Annotated in this window: 1 protein-coding gene; it reads left to right on the top strand. The window is 74.9% G+C overall.

What is annotated here, in order from left to right:
- Positions 1–14: 14 nt before the first annotated feature.
- The coding region (locus IH54_RS0138640) for a condensation domain-containing protein (protein ID WP_031526254.1) at positions 15–1,181 on the top strand (1,167 nt) is incomplete at its 3' end.

Below are 1,181 nucleotides of genomic sequence, written 5' to 3'. Positions count from 1 at the left end.
GACTCCCCGGCTACATGGTCCCGACCACCTACATCCCGCTCACCGCCCTCCCCCTCACCCCCAACGGCAAGATCGACCGCAAAGCCCTCCCCCACCCCGACGCCGAGCAGCGCCCCACCGGGCAGGGCCGGGCCCCGGAGACCGCGGCCGAGCAGCTCGTCGCCGAGATCTACGCCGAAGTCCTCGACATCGGCGCATCCTCGGCCCCCGTCCACGCCGACGACGACTTCTTCGCCCTCGGCGGGCACTCCCTGCGCGCCGCCATGCTCACCGCCCGCCTCACCGCCCGCAGCGGGGCCGCGATCCCGATCGGCGACGTCTTCCGGCACCCGGTCGTCGCCGACCTCGCACGGCTGGTCGAGGCCGCCGCCCCCGGCACGGTCGCCGCGCCTGTGCCGCGCCCGGCAGGCACGCAGCCGCCGCTGTCGCCGGCGCAGGAGCGGTTGTGGTTCCTGGCCCGGCTGGATCCGCAGGACGCCTCGTACAACATGTGGATGGCCAAGCGCCTGCGCGGCCCCCTCGACGAGAGGGCGCTGCGCCGCGCCCTGGACGCGGTCACCGCCCGGCACGAGATCCTCCGCACCCGCTTCCCCGAGGTCGACGGGGAGCCCACCGCTGTGGTCGAGCCGCCGTCGTCCGTGCCGGTCGAGCTGCTGTCGGCCGCGGACGAGCAGGCCGCCGCGGAGCTGGTGTCGGCCCGCACCAACACCCCCCTCGACCTCGGCTCCGCGCCGCCGCTGCGGGCGTCCCTCATCCGGGTCGGCGCGGACGACCATGTGCTGCTGCTGGTCATGCACCACATCCTGGGTGACGGCTGGTCCCTCAACATCCTCTACGACGAGCTGGCCGCGCTCTATTCGGGCCGCGAACTCCCGCCCCTGCCCGTCCAGTTCGGCGACATCGCGCTCTGGCAGCGCCGGCAGGACACCACCGACGCCCTCGCCTACTGGCAGCAGCGCCTCGCCGAGCCGACCCCGCTGGGCCTGCCCCTGGACCGTCCCCGCGCGGCCGTGCCCAAGCGCCGCGGCGGCCTGACCACGCTGCGGCTCGGCGAACGCGAGACGGCGGCCCTCACCCGTACCGGCCGCGAGCACGGCAGCACGATGTTCATGGTGCTGCTGGCCGCCTACCAGGCCCTGCTCGCCCGCCACACCGGCCAGAACGACATCCTCGTCGGCACC

The organism is Streptomyces sp. NRRL F-5123 (assembly GCF_000721495.1).
Classification (GTDB): Bacteria; Actinomycetota; Actinomycetes; order Streptomycetales; family Streptomycetaceae; genus Actinacidiphila.
This window is presented reverse-complemented; position numbering and strand designations above follow the sequence as displayed.